Annotated in this window: 14 protein-coding genes; 12 read left to right on the top strand and 2 right to left on the bottom strand. The window is 58.6% G+C overall.

Going from position 1 to position 16784, the window contains the following annotated elements; all coding sequences use genetic code 11:
* Positions 1-170 precede the first annotated feature (170 nt).
* On the top strand, positions 171-4142 hold the full coding sequence (locus H7C18_RS13105; protein WP_185129525.1) for a discoidin domain-containing protein: 3972 nt from the start codon (positions 171-173) through the stop codon (positions 4140-4142).
* A 275-nt stretch (positions 4143-4417) separates the two neighbouring features.
* Positions 4418-4792 carry an ATPase gene (locus H7C18_RS13100; protein ID WP_185129524.1) on the top strand — a complete coding sequence of 125 codons (375 nt, stop codon included), beginning with the start codon at positions 4418-4420 and terminating at the stop codon, positions 4790-4792.
* Between the two features lie 70 nt (positions 4793-4862).
* Here H7C18_RS13100 and H7C18_RS13095 read toward each other — a convergent pair whose 3' ends face one another.
* Positions 4863-5948, bottom strand: a complete 1086-nt coding sequence (locus H7C18_RS13095) for an EAL domain-containing protein (protein WP_185129523.1) — start codon at positions 5946-5948, stop codon at positions 4863-4865.
* A gap of 186 nt (positions 5949-6134) precedes the next feature.
* Between H7C18_RS13095 and gatC the strand changes: the two genes are divergently transcribed.
* The 8 genes from gatC to H7C18_RS13055 all read left to right on the top strand — a co-directional run bounded on the left by gatC (position 6135) and on the right by H7C18_RS13055 (position 13998).
* Positions 6135-6422 carry an Asp-tRNA(Asn)/Glu-tRNA(Gln) amidotransferase subunit GatC gene (gene gatC, locus H7C18_RS13090; RefSeq protein WP_185129522.1) on the top strand — a complete coding sequence of 96 codons (288 nt, stop codon included), beginning with the start codon at positions 6135-6137 and terminating at the stop codon, positions 6420-6422.
* A gap of 59 nt (positions 6423-6481) precedes the next feature.
* Positions 6482-7930 (top strand): Asp-tRNA(Asn)/Glu-tRNA(Gln) amidotransferase subunit GatA, encoded by a 1449-nt coding sequence (gatA, locus tag H7C18_RS13085; protein ID WP_185129521.1) that lies wholly within the window; start codon positions 6482-6484, stop codon positions 7928-7930.
* 18 nt (positions 7931-7948) lie between these two features.
* The gene (gatB, locus tag H7C18_RS13080) at positions 7949-9391 is read left to right on the top strand and encodes an Asp-tRNA(Asn)/Glu-tRNA(Gln) amidotransferase subunit GatB (RefSeq protein ID WP_185129520.1); all 1443 of its coding nucleotides are present in this window, start codon (positions 7949-7951) and stop codon (positions 9389-9391) included.
* Positions 9392-9563: 172 nt separating this feature from the next.
* On the top strand, positions 9564-10046 hold the full coding sequence (locus H7C18_RS13075) for a GNAT family N-acetyltransferase (RefSeq protein WP_185129519.1): 483 nt from the start codon (positions 9564-9566) through the stop codon (positions 10044-10046).
* Between the two features lie 81 nt (positions 10047-10127).
* A complete protein-coding gene (locus H7C18_RS13070; RefSeq protein WP_185129518.1) occupies positions 10128-10829 on the top strand; it encodes an MgtC/SapB family protein in 702 nt (233 codons plus the stop codon).
* 40 nt (positions 10830-10869) lie between these two features.
* The gene (locus H7C18_RS13065) at positions 10870-11508 is read left to right on the top strand and encodes a DUF6677 family protein (RefSeq protein WP_185129517.1); all 639 of its coding nucleotides are present in this window, start codon (positions 10870-10872) and stop codon (positions 11506-11508) included.
* A gap of 111 nt (positions 11509-11619) precedes the next feature.
* Positions 11620-12051 (top strand): Fur family transcriptional regulator, encoded by a 432-nt coding sequence (locus H7C18_RS13060; protein ID WP_185129516.1) that lies wholly within the window; start codon positions 11620-11622, stop codon positions 12049-12051.
* Positions 12052-12255: 204 nt separating this feature from the next.
* Positions 12256-13998, top strand: coding sequence for a glycosyl hydrolase family 18 protein (locus H7C18_RS13055; RefSeq protein ID WP_238357685.1), 1743 nt, complete (start codon positions 12256-12258; stop codon positions 13996-13998).
* Positions 13999-14083: 85 nt separating this feature from the next.
* Here H7C18_RS13055 and H7C18_RS13050 read toward each other — a convergent pair whose 3' ends face one another.
* Positions 14084-14464 (bottom strand): YgzB family protein, encoded by a 381-nt coding sequence (locus tag H7C18_RS13050; protein ID WP_185129514.1) that lies wholly within the window; start codon positions 14462-14464, stop codon positions 14084-14086.
* Between the two features lie 171 nt (positions 14465-14635).
* On the opposite strand from H7C18_RS13050, the gene H7C18_RS13045 reads away from it, so the two are divergent.
* Together H7C18_RS13045 and H7C18_RS13040 are read left to right on the top strand one after the other, a co-directional pair.
* A complete protein-coding gene (locus H7C18_RS13045; protein WP_337913434.1) occupies positions 14636-15529 on the top strand; it encodes a nucleotidyltransferase-like protein in 894 nt (297 codons plus the stop codon).
* A gap of 134 nt (positions 15530-15663) precedes the next feature.
* A complete protein-coding gene (locus H7C18_RS13040) occupies positions 15664-16473 on the top strand; it encodes a hypothetical protein (protein ID WP_185129513.1) in 810 nt (269 codons plus the stop codon).
* The last annotated feature ends 311 nt before the right edge of the window (positions 16474-16784 follow it).

The raw sequence follows: 16784 nt of genomic DNA, 5'->3' as shown, positions 1-16784 counted from the left end.
GCGCCGATGCGCCTTGAATGGCGAAAATCCTCTTGAAAGGGGGGATGCGACGGGAAAATCGAGGAGAATTTTTTCGCGAATAAGAACGGTCGTTTACCGGTAGGCGTGAGTTCGCAAGGCACTCCGGATGAGCCGATCATCCCATTATCGCGACGAAATGAGGGAGTGTAATGAACAAGCTGAACAAAGTCGGCATCCTTGCCGCAGTCGCCCTTTTGTGGAGCGCGTTATCCGCTTTGGACATGCCCGCGGAGAAAGCATCGGCTTCGACGCTGGATTTCAAATTTTGCCTGACCAGCGACACCCACATGCCGACTAGCGATGCCAATCTCGCGACGGCGCTCCAAATTTCGACGGCGCAGTCGTGCGAGGCTTTCGTCATCACGGGGGATCTGACGGATGGAGGCACGGATGCGCAGTACGACGATCTGATGTCGGTCATGAACGCGAACGCGCACCCGCCCGCTTACTTTATCGTCGGGAATCACGATGTCCGGTCGACGGCAGGCACGTTCCCGCAGTTGGAGCAGCGCTTCGAGACGAAGACGGGCATGCCCGGCATGTATTACGACGCGTGGGTACATGGCTATCATTTTATTTTCCTCGGCACCGAACAGAACGAAGGCAGCGACGAAGCGATGATCTCCGATACGCAGCTGAACTGGCTGGACAGCAAGCTGGCCGAGAACGCCGATTACGACAAGCCGATCTTCGTCTTTATCCATCAGCCGCTTCAGGAGACGGTGAGCGGCACTTATATCCAGGACAATTACGGGCTTAAGGGATGGCGCGACGGCGTCCGCCAATGGAGGCAGATCAAAAACATTTTGCAAAAATATCCCCAGGCGATTGTGACCAGCGGGCATCTTCACCGATCTGCCAGCCTTTATAAGGGAGAGAACGTCTTCGTCAACGCGGGATCCACCACGCCCGTAGGCGGATCTCCTCAAGAGATGATGGTCTACTCGGTTTACAACGACAAAGTGGATATTCAGGCGCGCAAAGTGACGACGAACAGCGTCGTTTGGACAGGCTCCGTCCCCGATTCGTTGAACGCCGCTGCCTTGCAGCAGGATGTGACGGATGCGAACAATTTGCTGAGCAGCTCGTCGGTCGGCGACGGAACGGATCAATACCCTTCCTGGGCGGCCGAATATTTGCAGCAGGCGACGGGCGGCCTGAACGCGCTGCTGGCGGACCCGAACGCGACGGAATCCGCGCTGGGCGAAGCCTTGATGGCGCTGCGGAACGCCAAGCGCACGTTTAGCGCTTCTCGCAATTCGGTGACCAACATCGGATTGCACAAGCCGGTTGCCAGCTCCGACGGTACAGGAATCGACCAGTCCTACCCGCCGGAGCAGGCCGTCGACGGCGGGGTCAATTTCACGAACGGCTGGAACGCCAAATCTTCGTCGACCGGCAGCGCCTGGATCCAGGTGGACCTTGAAGCCGAATCCAAGATTACGAGAGTGGAGATCGAAGCCCGCCCGACCAGCACGTACGACGGGGAGAGGAAGAACTTCGAGATTCGGGCTTCCAACGACCCTTCCTTTGCGACCTATGACGTGCTGGGCAGCGTCGGGGGAACCGCCTTCGCCGCCCCGACCTGGGGGCTGGATCTGAATACGTCGAACACCTATCGGTATGTTCGGTACCAAAAGACCGGGGCGGAATACGTATTCCTGACCGAAATGCGAGTGTTCGGCATCGCGAAAGGGAAATACCCGATCAGCGGCCATGTCGTGGATGAGAACAACCAGCCGGTCGGAGGCGCGACGGTAACCCTTCATCCTTTTGGGGACGATTCAGGGAACCTGGGCACGGCCGTCTCCGGACCGGACGGTTCGTACGCGATATCCGTTCCGCAGCTGTCGGGCAAGTATACCGTCAGCGCGGCGAAGGCGCCCTATGAGCCGAACGACGCGACCGTTATCGTTCCGATGGCTCCCGTCGCCGATGCGGATGTCGTTCTGGCGACAGGCGGGCAAGGCGGCGTTCCGTCCGACTTCTACGTTTCGCCGGCCGGTACCGGGACCGCCTGCACGGAATCGTCCCCTTGCTCGCTCTTGGACGCAAGGGACAAAGTGCGCGCCGTCAATGGGAGCATGACGGGGGATATTGCCGTTCATCTGGCGGACGGAACCTACACGCTTGGCTCCACGTTCGCCTTGTCGGAAGCGGACTCGGGCGGCAACGGGTACAATGTGATCTACGAAGCCGCGCCCGGCGCTCATCCGACAATTAACGGCGCCTACCGGGTTACGGGCTGGACCTCTACCGGAGGCGGCGTCTATAAAGCGAGCCTGGCCTCTTACGGTTCCGTGCGGCCGCTGAGCCTTTACGTCAACGGCAAGCCGGCAATCCGGGCCCGAACGCCGAACGTCGGAAGCTACTACCGCGTGAAGAATTGGGACATCCCGAACCAGAACGTGCTGCTGAACAGCGGCGAGATTGCCAATTGGAACCATTTTACCGATGTCATGATGGTGGTCAAGAAGCACTGGAACGAGTCCAAGTTAAGATTGTCCTCATTCTCGCTGAGCGGGAACGTCGCCGCCGTAACCGTCCAAAGCCCGGAGAAGGCGAATAACTTCGGCCTGGCATGGCCGAACATGGAGACGGACAGCGACGGCCAGCAAAGCTATTATTTCGAGAACGCGAAGGAATTTCTGGACGCGCCGGGCGAGTTCTACATCGACAACGCAACGAACGAATTGTTCTACATGCCTCGCGAAGGCGAGAATATGGCGACGGCGAACGTTCTGGCGCCGCGTCTGCAGACGATTGTGCAAGTTGCGGGCTCGTCCCTGAACGCACCGGTTCACAACATCCAGTTCAAGGGGCTCCGTTTTGAAGGATCCACCTTTACGGGGCCTTCAAGCAGCGGCTACGTCGGGGTACAGGCGGGACATTCCGTGGAACAGAACATGCTGCCGGGCGGCGTGGAAGTGAAGAACGCGGAAGCGATCCGTTTCGAGAGAAATACTTTCCAGAACATGAGCGCCTCGGGATTGTCCCTGGTGTCCGGCACGCATGACAACGAAATCGTCGGCAACGTCTTCCGAAATATCGGAGGCAACGGAATTCAAGTCGGGGCTTCCCTCGTTCAGAATCCTGCCGATAGCCGGGAGAGCAGCAGAAACGATTCGATCGAGAACAATTATGTCACGGCCGTCGGGCAGTATTATTCGGGCAGCGTCGGCATTTTCGCTGGTTTCGTCGACGGCATCGCCATCGAACATAACGAAGTGGCTTACGTGCCGTATACCGGAATTAGCGTAGGCTGGGGATGGACGGGCAGCGACACCGCGCTGCAGAACAATCGGATTCGCTATAACGACGTCCACCATACCCTGCAATACCACGACGACGGCGCCGGCATTTACACGCTGTCCAAAGCGCCCGGCACCGTGATCGACGCGAATTACATCCACGATAATATCAAAGGCGCCTATCACGAGCCGAAAGCATGCGATTTCGGCACGCAGGATCCCGCTTGCTATCCGATCGCCGGAATTTATCTGGATTCGAACAGCAGCGGAATGACCGTATCCAACAATGTCATTGCGAACACGCCTATGAACGTGCACCTAGGCTATCAAGTCGATACGCTGCCGAATACGCTCACGAACAACGACGGACATTCGCAGACGACGATCGATCAGGCGGGCATCGAGCAGGCCTATCGCGATATCAAGACCGGAATCGCGCCGACCGAGCTCGCCGGCGGGCGTACGGCGACAGCTTCGTCGACTTACGCGGGCGCCGGCGGCTTCGGCCCGAGCGCCGCGGTGGACGGCAACGCGGGCACGGGATGGGCTCCGGCGGGAGAGACCGGCTCGCCTAACCATTGGTGGCAGGTGGATCTCGGCGCTGCCCGTACGATCTCGCAAGTGGATCTCGTCACGAGACAGGATGTCGATCAGCCTTCCACGAGGCGGAACTTTGAAGTCAGGGCGTCCAACGATCCGAACTTCGGAACCTATGCCGTCTTGGCCGGCCAGACGGCGTCCAGCCTTCCCTATCAATCGACCTGGATCACGCCGGTGTACGACAACGCCATGCCCTACCGCTATATCCGCATCGTCAAAACCGTCAACGAGTATTTCTTCCTTTCGGAGGTCAAGGTGTTCGGTTATTAAAAAAGGGGACGGCGATCGAAAGCTCGCCGTCCTTTGCCGCGTTAACGGGAATTTGCGGCGAGGTTGGAATTAAGGTTATCCACAAGGTACGCCTCTTTTTTACGGAGTTGAGGGGGGACATCTTACATTTGTATGGGATCCGAGAATATATTGAAAGTAAAGGGGCGACGAGGGACCTATCATCAACTCTAGCAAGCTGGGCCATTTGCATTGAAGGGTCAATATTTAGTAGGATAGAAAGAGGACTTTCTTTTCGTCTAGAGGAGGGGAACCTCATGCTGAAATTGGGGGAAAAAGTCGTTATCGTCGGCGACCGCTTCGAACAGAATCTGCCCGTAGGAGACTACGGTTATCTCATCGCTTACGATCGCAACGGCGACAGCGTGTTCGACTATATCGTCCGGGTTCCGAAGACGAACCGGCAATATTACGTCTCTTCGGAAGACGTCGAGCTGGAGGAGACGCTTCTTCGGCTGGAAGCCGAGAGAATCGAACGCGAGGCGCTGATCGACTTCGCGCTGGCGACGCGGAACGAAGAGCTGTTCCGGCGCATCATGAACGGAGATAGCGCGCCGAAGCCCGAGAGCGACAAGGAAGTGCAGAGCCGGGAAGATTTTATCCGGCAAGTGAACTTGAAAGCCTGGATCTAAGCGAATAGCCCCGACATGCAAGCCCGCGCCGATCGTTGTCCGATCGGCGCGGGCTTTGTCGTGAATGAACTTATACGCGAACCGGTGCCGGAAGGGGCACCGGGGACGGAATGCCGAACAAGTAGCCTTGCATCAACGGAACGCCCGACCGGGCGAGATACTGCCAATCCATCTCGTCTTCCACCCCTTCGGCCAGCACGACCCCGTGGAAGCGGGAAGCCTTGTCGAGAACCTCGTCGATGTGGCGCTGTTTGTCCGCGTCGGCATGGCAGCCGGCGATCCACTGCCGGTCCAGCTTCACATAGTCCGGACGCAGCCGCTCCATCGCTTCGACAGTCGCGAATTTCTCCCCGACGTCGTCCATCGCCAGCCGAATTCCTTCCTTTCGGTACAGCTCGAAAATATCCAGCCAATGACGGAGATCGTCCATTCGTTCGGTCTCGACGACCTCGAATACGAAATCTTCCGGATCCATGCCATACTCCCGTATGAAGCGAAACGTATCCATCAGGCACTCGGACGGCCGATACAGCGACGAAGGAAGGAAGTTGACGAACTTTTTGATTCCCGGTTCCGTGTGATTGGCGGCCAGCCGGATCGCGCTGTGACGCGCCTCCCGGTCAAGATACGAATGCAATCCCGCCTCGCGTGCCGCATCGAACAGCTTCGCGGGACGAAACGGCGGCTGCTCCGGCAGCGGGCGCAGCAAGAATTCGTAGCCGATTCGCCGCCCTCCCGGCTGAACGATCGGCTGCATATAGCTGGTGAAGCGCCTGTTGACGATGAGGTCCGCGGCGCGGTCGTGTTCCGTGTCGACGAAGAGGAATCCTACCGGCAGCCATCCGTCCGCCGCGTCCTCGTCCGGCCCGTCCTGCCCTCGTCCGGATTCGCCTTCCGGAGGATCGGAATAGACGATCCGGCACCGGACCGCTTCGCGCTGCGCCTTGTCCAATCGGCGGTGAAGCGAGTTGACCAGGCGAAGAAAAGGCTCGCTCCGGTCGAATTCCAGCTTCCAGACCCGGCCGTCCTCTCCTTCTTCGCTTTTGCCGGTCAACTGCTCCAGCAGCTCGCAAGCGCCGGGATCGTCCGAGGCGAACTCGACCAGGCCGGCGTCGCGCAGCGGAATCCGGCGGTTGTGCTGATGGTATCGCGGCATCGAATGATTACCCCCCGAGTCTCGATTCACTATGTCTTTATTATTCCCATTCTGGGCGGAATATGAATCAGGCGCCCGGAAGAGCCTGCCGGCAAAGGAATTCGGCTCGCGGCCTCATTGAGTTCATTCTGCTTGTCCGATATAATAATATGATCGAACACCGATACCGAGGAGGATACCGGGAACATGAGCATCACGGTCAAAGACGTGGAGCACGTCGCGAACCTGGCTCGGCTCGAGCTGGCCGAGGCCGAGAAAGAGCGGCTTGCGGTGGAGCTGAACGCGATTCTGAAATATGCGGAGAAGCTGAACGAATTGGACACCGAAGGCGTCGAGCCGACCAGCCACGTGCTGCCGCTGTACAACGTCATGCGGGAAGACGAGGTGCGGGAGTCGCTGCCGCTGGATAAGGTGATGGCGAACGCGCCGGAGGAAGAGGACGGGCACATCAAGGTGCCGGCGGTCCTGGATTAAGAGGGCGGGAATCAAGCCTGCCGGATACGGATTGATATCGCGCGAGGGAGGAACCCGATTTGTCGCTGTTTGATTTGCGGTTATCCGATGTACATAACCGTCTTCATCATAAAGAAATCTCGGTCGCCGATCTGGTGGAGGAGTCGCTGAAGCGGATCGGCGAGACCGACGGGAAGATCGAAGCGTTCCTGGCGGTCGACGAGGAAGGCGCGCGCAAGCAAGCCGCCAAGCTGGATTCGTCCGGCGAGGAGCGCGGCTTGCTGTTCGGGCTGCCCGCCGGCATCAAGGACAATATCGTCACGGAAGGGCTGCGCACCACGTGCGCAAGCCGCTTCCTGGCCAATTACGACCCGATCTACGACGCAACCGTCATTCAGAAGCTGCGCCAGGCGCAGTCGGTGACGATGGGCAAGCTCAACATGGACGAATTCGCGATGGGCGGCTCCAACGAGAACTCGGCGTTCCATCCGACCCGCAATCCTTGGGACCTGGAGCGCGTTCCCGGAGGGTCCAGCGGCGGTTCGGCCGCATCGGTCGCGGCCGGTCAAGTGTATTTCTCGCTCGGTTCGGACACCGGCGGCTCGATCCGCCAGCCGGCCGCCTACTGCGGCATCGTCGGCTTGAAGCCGACATACGGCCTCGTATCCCGCTACGGCCTCGTCGCCTTCGCTTCGTCGCTCGACCAGATCGGGCCGCTCACGAAGAACGTCGAGGACGCCGCCTACGTGCTGCAGGCGATCGCCGGCCACGATTCGCGCGACTCCACGTCCGCGAACGTGGACATTCCCGATTACGTCTCCGCGCTGACGGGCGACGTCAAAGGCTTGCGCATCGGCGTGCCCAAGGAGTACATGGGCCAAGGGATCGACCCGCAGGTGAAGGAGCGGGTGCTCGAAGCGCTGCGGACGTTCGAGGCGATGGGCGCCGTCTGGGAAGAAATCTCGCTGCCGCATTCGGAATACGCGGTCGCCTCCTATTATTTGCTCGCTTCGTCGGAGGCATCCTCCAACCTGGCCCGCTTCGACGGCGTGCGCTACGGCGTGAGGGCGGAAGATCCGGCGAACCTGCTCGATCTGTACCGCCGTTCCCGAAGCGAAGGGTTCGGCACGGAAGTGAAGCGGCGCATCATGCTCGGTACGTACGCGCTCAGCTCCGGCTACTACGACGCTTATTATAAGAAAGCCCAGCAGGTCCGTACCCTGATCAAACGGGATTTCGATCAGGCGTTCGAGAAGTACGACCTGATCGTCTCCCCTACGGTGCCGACGACGGCGTTCAAGATCGGGGAGCAAGTGAACGACCCGCTGACCATGTATTTGAACGATATCTGCACGATTCCGGTCAACCTGGCCGGCGTTCCGGCGATCAGCGTCCCTTGCGGATTGGCGGACGGCCTGCCCGTCGGGCTGCAGCTCATCGGCAAGCCGTTCGACGAGCGGACGGTGCTGCGCGCCGCCCACGCTTTCGAAGGGCAGACCGAACATCACAAGCTGCGCCCGGCGCTGTAACAGGAAGGAGCGAACGTCATGTCCATTCTGGCCCCTTTTGAAACGGTCATCGGACTCGAAGTGCACGTGGAACTGCATACGAAGTCCAAAATTTTCTGCGGCTGCTCGACCTCGTTCGGCGCCCCGCCCAATACGCATACTTGTCCGGTCTGCCTCGGACATCCGGGCGTTCTGCCGGTGCTGAACCGCCAGGCGGTAGAATATGCTATGAAAGCGGCGATGGCGCTCAACTGCGAAATTGCCGAATGGTGCAAATTCGACCGCAAAAACTATTTTTATCCGGATTCGCCGAAGGCGTACCAGATTTCGCAGTATGACCAGCCGATCGGCAGCCGCGGCTGGATCGACATCGAGGTGGACGGAAAAACGAAGCGAATCGGCATCACGCGCCTCCATCTGGAGGAAGACGCCGGGAAGCTGACCCATATCGATGGCGGCTTCGGTTCGCTGGCCGACTTCAACCGCGTCGGCACGCCGCTCGTGGAGATCGTGTCCGAGCCGGACATCCGCTCTCCGGAAGAGGCGAAGGCTTATCTGGAGAAGCTGCGCGCGATCATGCAGTATTGCGACGTGTCCGACGTGAAGATGGAAGAGGGCTCGCTCCGCTGCGACGCCAACATCAGCCTCCGTCCGCGCGGACAGGAAGCGTTCGGCACGCGGGCGGAGCTCAAGAATATGAACTCCTTCCGGGGCGTGCAGCGCGGATTGGAATACGAGCAGGTCCGCCAAGCCGAAATTCTGGAGAGCGGCGGGGAAGTCGTTCAGGAGACGCGTCGCTGGGACGAAGCGCAGGGCAAGACGTTCACGATGCGCGGCAAGGAAGAAGCGCACGACTACCGTTACTTTCCCGATCCGGACCTTGTCCGGCTGCATATCGACGAGGAATGGAGAGAACGCGTCCGCGCTACGATTCCGGAGCTTCCGGACGCCCGCCAGCAGCGCTATGCGCAGCAATTCGGGCTTCCTTCCTACGATGCGGGCGTTCTGACTTCGCAAATCAAGCTCGCCGACTTTTTCGAGGAGAGCCTGAAGTACACGAGCGACGCCAAAGCTTCGGCGAACTGGATTATGGGCGATCTGCTCGGCTACTTGAACGCGAACAATCTGGAGCTCGCCGATGTCCGCATAACCGGCCAAGGTCTCGGAGAGATGATCGGCCTGATCGAGAAAGGAACGATCAGCTCGAAGATCGCCAAGACCGTCTTCAAGGCGATGCTCGAATCGGGCAAATCTCCGCAGCGGATCGTCGAGGAGCAGGGTCTCGTGCAGATCAGCGACGAGAGCGCGATCGTGGCCATCGTCGACGCCGTGATCGCGGCCAATCCGCAATCGGTCGAAGACTACCGCGGCGGCAAGGACAAAGCGATCGGGTTCCTGGTCGGGCAGATCATGAAAGAGACGAAAGGCAAAGCCAATCCGGGGATGGTCAACAAACTTCTGCTGGAGCGGCTGAAGGCATAGCACCATGGACAAGCGGCAATCCACCGACGGGGGAATGCCGTTTTTTCTAAGGAAGATTAAGTTCCCGGGGTCCCTGCAAAGTACCTGGGTAAGCTTCGAAGCGAAGCCCCGCTTTGAGGGGTTATCTTGCGGCTGGATGATCGTCTATTCGTCCAAAAGGGAGGGACCGAGGATGAAAGTCATGCGCCTGGAACATCGGCTTCGAGATACGGCGGAGCAATTATGGAGCTTGCAGCATGCGTCTTATCGGGTGGAAGCGCAGCGGATCGGCGTGGCCGATCTGCCTCCCCTGCTCGAGACGATCGGGGAGATTCAGGAGAGCGAGCTGACTTACTGGGGCTGCCAGGACAAGGATGGGGACTTGGCGGGAGCCGTATCGGTAGAGCGGGACGGAGACGCGTTCACGATTGCGCGGCTGATGGTGCACCCGAATCATTTCCGCGAAGGAATCGCCAGCCGGCTCATCGCGGCCCTGTTCGACGAGTATCCGGAAGCCCGCTGCTGGGAAGTGACCGCCGAAGCCCGCAATCTGCCGGCGATATCTCTGTATGAGAAGAGCGGGTTCCGCTGCGTCGAGACCTTCAAGCCGCGGGAGGACATCTTCATGGTCAAGCTCCGGCGAAGAAGCGGAAGAAGCGCGCCTCCCCGACCCTAGTCGGAAGGCGAACCCGACGCAAAGCGGTTGAGCGGCAAATCGGCATCATGATAGAATGGGCGAAGGAGACGGGATGTCGACATGGGGGTTAATCCGTGGATCATCGATGACTGGCATCTTGCGTTCCGGCTGCTGCTGTCCGTCCTCTTGGGCGGATTGATCGGCTACGAGCGGGAGCGCAAAAATCATGCGGCCGGTCTGAGAACGCATACGCTCGTATGCATGGGATCTTGCCTGATTATGATATTATCCATTTATGGCTTTACCGATTTTATCGGGCAACCGAACGTGAACCGCGATCCTGCCCGTCTGGCCGCGCAGGCCATTACCGGAATCGGTTTTCTCGGAGCGGGAACGATCATGTTCACCGGCAAGTCGATCACGGGGCTTACGACGGCCGCTTCCCTTTGGGTTGTGATGGCGATCGGCCTGGCGGTCGGCGCCGGATTTTATTTCCCCGCGGCGGTCGCCGTGCTTCTCGCGCTGTTCGTGCTCTGGGGCCTCAACATCGTCGAGAAGCGTTACGTCAATCAGTTCAAGGAACACCAATTTACGATCCTGATGGATCGCGCTCTCGTCTCGACCGAGCAGATCGAGACCATCTTCCGGCAGAAGGAAGCGAAGCTGCTGCGGGTTCAATTCGACGAAGTCGCGGCCGGCGACGGCATCGCGACGCGGGAACGGTTGAGGATGAGCGTAAGGCTGCCTCATGCGGAGCTGATTCTGCCGCTGGCGGACCAAATCGGCAGATTGACGGGGGTATCCTCCGTATCGACGGATTAACGGGCGAAATAACGTCCGGCAGGGAAGGAGCGGGATGACCATGGACTCGAACGAAAACCAAAGAACGCCGCCTCCGGATCCGTATTCGGCGAACGAGGGACCGGGGGGCATGATGCCTCCCCCGATCGTATACCCTCCCCCGGGGTATCCTCCGGAGGGAGGCCGGGCCAAGAAGCTGAAATGGCTGGCGGTCCTGCTCGCGTTCTGCTTTCCCGGAACCGGGCATATGTATTTGGGAATGATGTCCCGGGGCGTCGTGTTCATGCTGTTGCTCGCGATGGACATTTGCGGCATCGTGTTTTTCGCCCAGAACGGGCCCCAGGGAAGCGTGCTGATCATCGTGATGCTCAGCCTTCTCATTCCCATTCTTTATGCGTATAACGTCTTCGACGTGCTGCAGAAGACCGACGCCGTCAATGAACGTCACGCGGCCGGTTACCCGCCGGCGGCCGGCTGGAACGGCCAGCAGCCCGCGAGCGGCGGGCAGCAGCAGGTTCCGATCGTCGGCATCATTCTGCTCGCCGCCGGCGGCTTGGCCCTGTTCTCCACCGCCAACACCGAGTGGACCCGCTGGCTGCTTCACTCCTCCGGCTCCATGACCGGAGCGATCGTCCTGCTGGTGATCGGGGCCGTCGTCTGGCTCTGGGAGAGGCGCGGAAGATCGGGCAAGCAAGACTGATCCGGGGTTTCGCGGGCTTTCTTGCCCGCTGCCGCGGGGCCATCTTCCATTGACAATTCTGAAAACGAACAAGTACAATGAGGCTAACTTCTACGAAAGGCTGTGAAGAGCATGGATACCCGGGTTCATCAGGCCGTGGACCAGCTCAAGTCCGGAGGAGTCCGGATGACGCCTCAGCGATACGCCATTTTGCAGTTTTTGATGGAATCGCGGGAGCATCCGACCGCCGACGATATTTTCCGGGCCATCTCTCCTCAATACCCCAGCTTAAGCGTGGCGACCGTCTACAACAACTTGAAGCTGTTCGTGGATGCCGGGCTTGTTCGCGAGCTGACGTACGGAGACGATTCCAGCCGTTTCGATGCCGATTTGTCGGATCATTACCACGCGATTTGCACCCGATGCGGCAAGATGGTCGACTTCGACCACGAGCCGGTTCGGGATGTGGAAGAGGCGGCGGCCCGCAGTACGGGCTTTCTTGTGCATGGCCACCGGATGGAAGTTTACGGAATCTGTCCGACCTGCGCCGCTTTGCGCTCATAGATTCGGAGATAGACGCGCGCCAGGCTAACCCCTACGCGCGTTTTTGCTTGCCGATAAAGAATCGATTTGTTCCGGTTTCCCGCAAAGTACCTGAGTAAGCTTCGAACCTAATCCCCGCTTTGCGGGGTTCTCTTGCAACCGATACGGTCCGTTTGTCGTCCAGTCTATTAGACCTGTCAGTGGGAGAGTGAGGCATTGGACACGATGTTGATGACCGGTCGACACCGCCCCCGTCCCCGGAGGCGAAAGGGACCGATCTTTATTTTTTTGCTCTTGTTTATATGCTCTGCCGCATTCGTTTATTTATGGTGGGGCCAGGAAAGGCCGAATACATCGCACGTTACGCCGGAATACCGGTCCGAGCCGCACCCGATCATGCTGGACGGAGAGTGGAGCAAGACGTCCGCTCTCGGCGACGGAGACGGGCTGCTGATCCCGATCGAGATCGCGCAGAAGCTGCTGGGCGACGGCGTTCGGTATGAGGCCCAGTCGGAATCGATCATTCTGACTACCGAATCCAAGGTGCTGCATTTCAAGACCGGCGAGCTGGACGCGACGCTGAACCGCAAGCCGTTCGAGCTGAGCTTCGCGGCCAAGAAGTCGGAGTCGGGCGATCTGTTCTTGCCGCTGGCGCCGCTTACGCAGCTGTACGGTATCCAGGCCGATATCGGGAAGGATACCGGTATCGTGACGCTGCATCAGCCCAAAGATATGCTGCAGAAAGCGAAAGTGCCCGGAGAGGCCGCCGGCGGGAAAACGGAACCGTTGCGCTCCGGCCCCAGCAAGCACGATCCGATCGTCCAAGACGTGGCTCCCGACGCCGAAGTGGTCATTTGGGGCGAGGAGGACGGTTGGTACAAGGCGCAGACCGCCGATGGCGACATCGGTTATATGGCGAAGTCGGATCTGATTCTGGACGGCGTGGAGCAGATTCCCGCCACCACGGCGGACGAGCCCTTCGTCTCTTGGAAGCTGACCGGCCGCAAGATCAACCTGACCTGGGAGGCGGTATACTCCGCGAATCCCGATACATCCAAGATCGGGGAGCTTACCGGGGTCAACGTCGTGGCGCCGACCTGGTTCGAGCTTCAGGACGGGACCGGCCAATTCCATAGCATGGCGGATTTGTCCTATACCTCCTGGGCGAACAAGAACGGCATGCAGGTTTGGGGCGTATTCAGCAACGGGTTCGAGCCTTCAAGAACGCATACGGCGCTGGCGAATTACGACACTCGCTTCAAGATGATCCAGCAGATGCTTGCCTACGCCAAGTCGTTTCGCCTCCAGGGCATCAACCTCGACTTCGAGAACGTCGAGACGGCGGACAAGGACAATCTGATCCAATTCGTCCGCGAATTGACGCCTCTGGCGCACGAGCAGAACCTGGTCGTCTCCATCGACGTCACGCCCAAGTCCAACAGCGAGATGTGGTCGCTCTATCTGGACCGCGGCCGGCTGGCTCCCGTCGTCGATTATATGATGCTGATGGCTTACGACGAGCATTGGGCGGCCAGCCCGGTGGCTGGCTCGGTCGCATCGCTGTCCTGGACCGAGAGCTCCATCAAAACCTTGCTTACGGAAGACAACGTGCCGAAGAACAAGCTGATTCTCGGGATGCCGCTGTATACCAGGGAGTGGACCGAGAAGCCGAACGCCAAAGGCGGCGTCGACGTCTCCTCCAAAACGATGAGCATGACCGCGGTGCAGAAGCTGATCAAGGAGAAAAACCTGACCCCGAAGCTGTCGCAGGATACCGGGCAGCACTACGTGGAATTCAAGGAAAACAACGCGACCTACAAAATATGGATCGAAGACGCTACCTCTATTCGGGAGAGGGCCGAGCTGGTGAAAAAGTACGATTTGGCCGGTGCCGGCACTTGGCGGCGCGGCTTCGAGACTTCCGATATTTGGGGCGCTTTGGACCAGACATTGCAATCCCATCCTTAACGAGAAAAGGCGCAGCCTGCGGAATTCCGCAGGCTGCGCCTTTTTCATGCCGGTTACGAAGAATCGTGTCACTTTTTGGGGGATTTCACGAGTGAGACAGCGATTTGTCCTTGCGCTTGGCTGCCGTGGCCGATACGCCTTCTCTCGCCTCGTCCGGGTCCCAGGTCAGAATCGTATGGCAGTACATGCAGCGATCCGTCTTGCCGAGCATCTTCGTCCGTTTGCCGCACTCCGGGCATTCGATGACCGGGGCGCTCGTCGACAGCATCCCGACCCAGAAGTAGATGATCATGCTGGCGGCGCAGGTCAGCAGCCCGAACACCATGAAGATGGCGGCGATGATCTTGCCGATCTGTCCGAACAGAATAATGCCGCTCGTTCCGAGCACCATCAGTCCCATGCCGCCGAACACCAACAGCAGCCCCCAGGTGCGCATCGTCGAGATTTTGCTGGCTCTGAATTTCATTTTTTATCCCATGCTCCCGTCATTATCGTACAGCTTCGGCAGGAAACCGCAGCCGCTCTGTAGAATGTGTATTACACTCGCAAAATCCATTATATCCTACATTTTGCGGTCAGGCCACTTTCTCCGTCCGTTCGGCGAAAGCGGTTTATTGCGCGCGGGGTGGTGACAACCGTGAGTCGTTTGGACGCCAGCGGACTGTTCTACACGGATTTGTTCAGCCGGGAGGAAGGGCTGGTCAGCCTGCTCCTGGTCGCGAATCCGTATTCTTATAAAACGATGATCGACGGGATGGATCGTCTCGTTCTGGCCGTATTCAGGCAGGCGCCCGACCGGGAGACCGAGCACTGGATGTGGTGCGAGACGCGAATTCTCGTACTGCGCGTGACCGTCGAGCAGCTGGAGCGGTCACTGGCCGGAGATGACAGCCCGGGTCTCGTGCAATGGCTGGCTCATGGGGACATTTTGCTCGATTCGGACGGCTATCTGAGGGCGTTGAAGGAACGTTTGGAAACATGGGGGGCGAACCTCAAGGAACGGAAGCTGCTTTGCGAGTTCTCCCAATTTGCCAAGACGTACCTGCAATCCAAGCAGGATTTGAAGGACGGGCAAATTCTCGACGCTTACAGTCATATTCTGGCCTCCCTGCATCACTGGGCGCATATCGCCCTGATCGAAGAAGGGATGCACCCCGAGCTGACGGTATGGGTTCAGATGAGGAACGTAAACCCGGGTATTTATAAGCTGTACGAGGAACTGACGACGAATCAAGAGACCGTTGAGCAGAGAGTGCAGCTGGTCATCCTTGCTTGCGAATTTTCCGTGTTTACCAAAATGAAGTCTTCCTGTACGCTGCTGCTTCGTCTGATCGGAACGAGGACGGAAGGCTGGACCGTATCGGAACTGATGCATCATCCCGAACTTGAGGGGCTGAAGCTCGATTTGTCGCTGCTGCTGCAGAAGCTCGCCAAGAAAGGCTACTTGCGGGAGATTGCCAAGCCCCATCGCGAAATCGGTCTGGGAATTCTGGAGCTTCGGTACGCGTCGGCAATAGAACGGGCGGAATAAGAAGAAAGATCCAACGATCGGCCGAGCGCGGGGAAGCATCTCGCGATCGGCTTTTGTTGTTGACTTGAGGCAAATTATTTCTTAAGCTGTAAGTACTGATAATGATTCTCATTGTGAAAAGGGGGCGAACGCTCATGCCGAAGCAAGTGTTGTTTCATCGGTCTTCCGTGAAGGTGAAGGAGGATCGGACGGTCATCGCGGCCCCCATCGGCAAAGGAATTTGGCGAATGGGACCGGAAGGCGAGTGGACCGTTCTTACGCAGGGGCTGCCAAAGAACGTACATGTCAACCGGCTGCAAAAAGGAGAGACGGATCTTTACGCTTGTACCGCGCAAGGCTTGTTCCGTCTCGGGGAAGACGGCGGCCAATCGCTGGACATACCGCTTGTCTGCTATCAGTTCAAGGAGCTGGGGGACTTGGCGTTCGTCGCCACGTCTCGCGGATTGTGGAGCAGAACCGGCAGGGGATGGATCAATGTAGCTTCCGCGCAGGCCGCCGTATACGACTTTCTGTACTTGCCCGAATATTTGTTTTTGGCTCTGGACGGGGGCATCGCCATGTACGACCGAATGGCTTGCACGTGGGCGCAATTGCCCGTAGGAGCAAGAGTGACGGGGCTTGGCGTATTCCGATCCAGATTGATCGGAGTGACGGAGCAAGGCGAACTGGCACTCGGCGATCGGCGGGGCGGCTTTGAGAAGGTACGGTTTCCCGGCCTCTTCCTATTCAACGTCATCTCGACGGACGGATCGGTCTTTTTGTGCGCGGACCGGGGATTGTACCGGCTTGGCGAAGTCGGGGGACGTCCGGTTCTGTTCTCCCTCAGTTTGGGTACGCCGATTACGGATTTGGATATCGGAGGCGGCCGAGCTTACGCCGCGACGCTGAACGAAGGCGTGAGAATATGGGACGGGTTTCGAAGCGACAAAATGACTGAAAATTAGTTCTTTAACGGATTGTCGAAATTAGCGTTGACTGGGGCCCGGGTTCTGTGTTAAATTAGTTCTCGCCGCCGCAACAGGTAACGAAATGGCGGTCGCCGAAATCGAAATATAAGGACTGTAACAAATTGGTCCTTGCATGAAGATGGGCGAATGTGATATATTATGAAAGTCGCTGCTGAAACGGCGGCGGCCAGAAATGGAAGACCTTGTTCCTTGAAAACTGAACATCGAGCGTAATTGGAATCGTCGATCGGGAGCTTCGGCTTTCGGGAGACAAACCAGCAAGGAAATGAGCCATATGGCTCTCTGAT

Source organism: Cohnella zeiphila (genome assembly GCF_014212055.1).
GTDB lineage: Bacteria > Bacillota > Bacilli > Paenibacillales > Paenibacillaceae > Cohnella > Cohnella zeiphila.
This window is presented reverse-complemented; position numbering and strand designations above follow the sequence as displayed.

Coding starts and splice junctions, on each gene's coding strand:
- H7C18_RS13100 (WP_185129524.1), top strand. CDS start 4,418: ATGCTGAAATTGGGGGAAAAAGTCGTTATCGTCGGCGACCGCTTCGAA.
- H7C18_RS13105 (WP_185129525.1), top strand. CDS start 171: ATGAACAAGCTGAACAAAGTCGGCATCCTTGCCGCAGTCGCCCTTTTG.
- H7C18_RS13055 (WP_238357685.1), top strand. CDS start 12,256: ATGTTGATGACCGGTCGACACCGCCCCCGTCCCCGGAGGCGAAAGGGA.
- H7C18_RS13040 (WP_185129513.1), top strand. CDS start 15,664: ATGCCGAAGCAAGTGTTGTTTCATCGGTCTTCCGTGAAGGTGAAGGAG.
- gatC (WP_185129522.1), top strand. CDS start 6,135: ATGAGCATCACGGTCAAAGACGTGGAGCACGTCGCGAACCTGGCTCGG.
- H7C18_RS13050 (WP_185129514.1), bottom strand. CDS start 14,464: ATGAAATTCAGAGCCAGCAAAATCTCGACGATGCGCACCTGGGGGCTG.
- H7C18_RS13065 (WP_185129517.1), top strand. CDS start 10,870: ATGGACTCGAACGAAAACCAAAGAACGCCGCCTCCGGATCCGTATTCG.
- gatB (WP_185129520.1), top strand. CDS start 7,949: ATGTCCATTCTGGCCCCTTTTGAAACGGTCATCGGACTCGAAGTGCAC.
- H7C18_RS13060 (WP_185129516.1), top strand. CDS start 11,620: ATGGATACCCGGGTTCATCAGGCCGTGGACCAGCTCAAGTCCGGAGGA.
- H7C18_RS13070 (WP_185129518.1), top strand. CDS start 10,128: ATGGGGGTTAATCCGTGGATCATCGATGACTGGCATCTTGCGTTCCGG.
- H7C18_RS13095 (WP_185129523.1), bottom strand. CDS start 5,948: ATGCCGCGATACCATCAGCACAACCGCCGGATTCCGCTGCGCGACGCC.
- H7C18_RS13075 (WP_185129519.1), top strand. CDS start 9,564: ATGAAAGTCATGCGCCTGGAACATCGGCTTCGAGATACGGCGGAGCAA.